Source organism: Streptomyces sp. NPDC047515, assembly GCF_040643055.1.
Taxonomy (GTDB): Bacteria; Actinomycetota; Actinomycetes; order Streptomycetales; family Streptomycetaceae; genus Streptomyces.
The window spans coordinates 1-4,090 of sequence record NZ_JBEYTM010000135.1; the positions used below are offsets into that span (position 1 = coordinate 1).

Here is a 4,090-nt window from a genome sequence, read left to right on the forward strand (position 1 = left end):
ACGTGATCATTCCGGGGCCGTCTCCATGCCCGGAGGGCAGATCACGACCGTCACGCATCACGCATGATCAGCCACCCGACAGGCTCTGAGACCGCGCAAGTCTGTGTGCTGACCGCCCCGCAGTGGCGAGGCCGTCAACTGGCCCGGCAGACGGCTTCCGCAGCGGTGGCGCATGCGCTCGCGGCGGGCTTGCTCCCTCAGTGGAGGGCACGTCCACCGGCCTCCCGCCGGGTCGCGCGGGCACTCGGATTCCGGGAACCCGGCAGCCAATTGAGCCTCTGCCTGGATCTGGATCGTGGTCGTCGGTGACGCCTGCTCCGCCGATGGTCCTGCCGCGCTTGTGGGCGGATTCATGGCCTTCCAGGGCGCGGTTGTGGATGTACTCGCGTTCCATGCCGGACATAGCGGCGAGCACGGTGAACACGACGCCCGAGGGGATATGGGAACCCTGGAGTTGTAGCTGTTCAGCCCGTCCTCCCGCCCGCCTGCTACCGGACCGATTGTGGGAGGCTCTGGGGATGATGGAAGACGTGATGACGGCTGGGCCGGGCCTGCGGGTCTTTCCCGAGCCCGCCGATGTGTTCGTCCCCGACCAGGCCGAACTGGCCGAGCACCTGCACCCGTTGATCTCGATCGATCTCGCCGGCATCGACCCGGCCTGGCACGGGTGGATCCACCTGCTCAGCCCGCTGGAGCCGATGGAGGGTTTCCTCGGCGACCACACCGGGGCCTTCCATTCGCCGCTGCAAACCACCAACTGGCTCGGATTCGCGCTGGAGGGCGACCGCTACCGCCTACTCGGCGACGTACGCTACTTCGCCCGGGCGACAACCCCGGAGGAGATGCCGGATCCGTGCGATGGCTTCCGTGCCAAGCTGGAGGAGCACTGCCACAGTGAGGAGCAGAGCTACCGCCTGCACCGGGATTGGTTCCGCCGCGAGGGCAGGCTGCTCATGCTCGACGCCGACGGCGTCCCGTTCCACGGGTCCGGCGGTGCGGTGGCGCTGCTCGAACAGCTCGGCGGCTCCGACGAGGGCGGCAATTGGTCCGAGACTGGGTACTTCCCGCTGGAGTACGCCGACGATGAGGCCAGACCGATCAGCCCGGCCGGACACCGGTTCCGCTTCGTGGCGGCGGTGCCGGGCTACCACTACCGCCGCAGCGGCGCCGACTGGATCCTGCTCTTCTTCGAGCCCGTCGAACGACTGGCCCTGCTGACCTTCGACTGGGGCTGACCCCTGTCCTGCTTCAGCATGAGCGCCCGGAGTCGCCGGTGTCAGCGGCAGTCGCTGGCGGCGACGGGCTGCGACCTCTCGGGCCGGCACGGGGCACTCGACAAGGCCCACGCCCACCTGCGGTCCCCGTTCACGCTCGGCTTTGAGCGATCTCGGTCAGGCGGGGTGTGCGGCGGTGTCCGGGGTCGGGGCGGGTGGAAGCCAGGGTCCTGTGGTGAACAGGCGGGTCATGGCGTCGAGGGTATCGATGCCCCATTTGGTGGCGGTGGACAGATAGGACTGGACGGCGGCGAAGTCGATGAGTCCGGTCAGGGTGCGCCAGCAGCCGCCGGAGGTGCGCTGCTGCACCTTGGCGGATCTGGCAGCCAACTCGGCGGTGTTGTTCGTGAACGGGACCTGCAGGTTCACGGTGAATCTCAGGATCATGTCCTGATGTCGCTCGAAGCGTCGCAGCAGGGTTCTGGCCGTGTCGTGCAGCGGGTCGCGGCCGTGCCGGTTCTGCTCCCGGCCCAGCCCGATCGCCCCGGCGTAGCGGTTGCGGATCACGGTCAGCTCTTTCTCGGACAGCGCGTCGCGGCCCTGGTTGCGGGCGGTGTGCGCGGTGGTGTTGGCCAGCAGCAGGGTGTCGGCCATGGCGGTGGCCCACAACTGGCCTTCGGGGTCCGCGTCAGACGCCGCGCGCAGGTCTCGGACCAGATGGATGCCGCACCAGGCGTGGTCAATGTCGGTCAGGTGTCCGTAGCCGGAGTAGCCGTCGCGGACTAGGACGCCGGTGAACGCCGGCCAGATGCCCCCGGCGTCGATCGTGTCCGCAGAACGGTCTCCGACGTGCATCGCGGCCAGGTGTTCGGTGCACGCGACGTGCAGGTAGCGCAGTCGTCCCTCACACCGGGCCGTGGTCTCATCGGCGTGCGCGACCGGAGCTGCGGCGATCAGCGCCCGCACATGCGGCAGGAACCGCTCCTCGACCAGCCGCGCGGCCGCGCCGCGCATCCCGGCAATGAACCCGTCGGACACCGCGAACCCTCCCAGCGCGTTGACGATCCGGCGGGCCCGGCGCACCGGAAGGAAATGCGCGCACGTCAGCCACGCCGCCCTTGCCTTGACCTGCGGCCCGTAGCTCGCCGCGCCGGGGACCGGCGCCGCCGGCACCTCCCGGTGCACCGCCTCGGTCACGACGCCGCAGCCCGGGCAGCACGCCGACTGCACCCGGTACTCCGTCACCCGCGGGCGCGGCGGCTCCGGCGGAACGTCGACCACCTGGTGCCGGCGGGTGCCGACCACCGGCGCCCCGGCCAGCCCCGCCCCGCAGCACGAACACTGCAAAGCCGGGACCTGGAACACCTCGTCGGGATCCTCGACCAGGCTCAGCATCGACCCACCGGACCCGGGCTGCTTGCCCGGCTTCTTCCCCGATCGCTGCCGCGACGAGCGCTTGGCCGTCGGCTTCTTCACGAACGGCGAATCCGACGACGGCGGCTGGGAGCTGTTGGAGGAGTCGCGGCCGATCTGCACGTGAAGCGCCGCGACCAACCCTTCGAGCTCTGCTATCCGCGCGGTCAGCGCGTCGATCTCGGCGTCCTTGGCCGCGAGCAGCACCGCGACGTCGTCGCGCTCCACCTCCGACCCGGAACCCATGATCGAAACAGTAGTGGATCAGCAACCTCGTGAATCACACAGGCCACTCAGGCTGAACAGCTACCTGGAGTTCCCCGGTGAGGAACTCCGGGCTGGCTTTGTCCACGAGAACGGGCAGCAGATTTTCACCACTTCGGGTTCTGGCACACACTCCGTGACGCGTGCACGTTGAGTAGCGGGGAATTTGTTGAGAGTTCGAGGTCAAGATCGTGCACAGTAGGGGGATGCCTGAGTCGTCCTTGCCTGGTGGCTTTATCAATCACGTGGTGCGTGTCGGCGCCACGGTGCGCCGGCCCACGTCGGCCCGTACCGGGTTCATCGGCGACCTGCTGAAGATGTTTGAGGCCAGCGGCTGGCCCGGCGCGCCGCGCTACCGCGGAATCGACGAGGAGGGCCGCCAGGTCCTCACCTACCTCGATGGGCATGTGGCCTGGGAACCGCAGCAGCCGCTGGCCGTGTACTCCGACGAGAGTCTGCTGCGGGTCACGCAGCTTGTGCGGGAGTTCCACGACCTGACGGCAGGCACCGCACTGGCCGGATCACATGAGGTCGTATGTCATAACGACCTCGCGCCCAAGAACACGGTCTATCGACCTGTCGGCGGCGCCTTGCGCCCGGTGGCCTTTATCGACTGGGATCTGGCTGCCCCCGGCGCGCGCATCCATGATGTCGCCCACGTTTGTTGGCAGTACCTCGGACTCGGGCCGAGCGTCGGAGACGCCGTCGAAGCTGCACGACGGTTGCGGTTGATCGCTGACAGTTACGAGCTCGTGGACCGTCGTGATCTCGTCTCTGCGATCTTGTGGTGGCAGGACAGGTGCTGGCGCGGTATTGAGGCTGCTGCGGACTCTGGAGACCTCGCGATGATCCGTCTCCGTGACGCTGGGGTAGTGACAGAGGTTCAGGAGGCGTATCAGTGGGTCTCCGATCACCGAGTCAATTTGGATCGTGCCTTGCGCTGACCAACTGGGTGCCGGTCATCTCACGAACACGAGCTGGATATGGCTGAGTACGGGCTGCCGCTCTCGTTACGACAGCAGAACTCGTTTGCGGAGAAGTTGGAAGCCAGCGCGGCCGAACATCTGGCGCTTGAGCATCTTGATCCGGTTGACGTGTCCTTCGACCAACCTCTTCGGTGTCTCGGGACGCGCCATGCTGGAGGCGCTGATCGGTGGGGAGCGCAGTCCACAAGCACTGGCCGGTCTGGCCCGTGGCCG

3 protein-coding genes and 1 pseudogene are annotated in these 4,090 nt (G+C 67.8%); 3 read left to right on the top strand and 1 reads right to left on the bottom strand.

Annotated elements, in window-relative coordinates:
* Positions 1 to 87 precede the first annotated feature (87 nt).
* Positions 88 to 309, top strand: a pseudogene (locus tag ABZ826_RS38890) (GNAT family N-acetyltransferase); the annotation flags it as partial.
* Positions 310 to 533: 224 nt separating this feature from the next.
* On the top strand, positions 534 to 1,235 hold the full coding sequence (locus tag ABZ826_RS38895) for a hypothetical protein (RefSeq protein ID WP_361459259.1): 702 nt from the start codon (positions 534 to 536) through the stop codon (positions 1,233 to 1,235).
* A gap of 156 nt (positions 1,236 to 1,391) precedes the next feature.
* Here ABZ826_RS38895 and ABZ826_RS38900 read toward each other — a convergent pair whose 3' ends face one another.
* Complete coding sequence (locus ABZ826_RS38900) at positions 1,392 to 2,873, bottom strand: IS66 family transposase (RefSeq protein ID WP_361459261.1); 1,482 nt, start codon at positions 2,871 to 2,873, stop codon at positions 1,392 to 1,394.
* Positions 2,874 to 3,097: 224 nt separating this feature from the next.
* On the opposite strand from ABZ826_RS38900, the gene ABZ826_RS38905 reads away from it, so the two are divergent.
* Complete coding sequence (locus tag ABZ826_RS38905) at positions 3,098 to 3,835, top strand: phosphotransferase (RefSeq protein ID WP_361459263.1); 738 nt, start codon at positions 3,098 to 3,100, stop codon at positions 3,833 to 3,835.
* Positions 3,836 to 4,090: the final 255 nt, after the last annotated feature.

Bases quoted from the DNA above. Each gene is read 5' to 3' on its own strand.
- ABZ826_RS38895 (WP_361459259.1), top strand. From the start codon at position 534: ATGACGGCTGGGCCGGGCCTGCGGGTCTTTCCCGAGCCCGCCGATGTG.
- ABZ826_RS38900 (WP_361459261.1), bottom strand. From the start codon at position 2,873: ATGGGTTCCGGGTCGGAGGTGGAGCGCGACGACGTCGCGGTGCTGCTC.
- ABZ826_RS38905 (WP_361459263.1), top strand. From the start codon at position 3,098: ATGCCTGAGTCGTCCTTGCCTGGTGGCTTTATCAATCACGTGGTGCGT.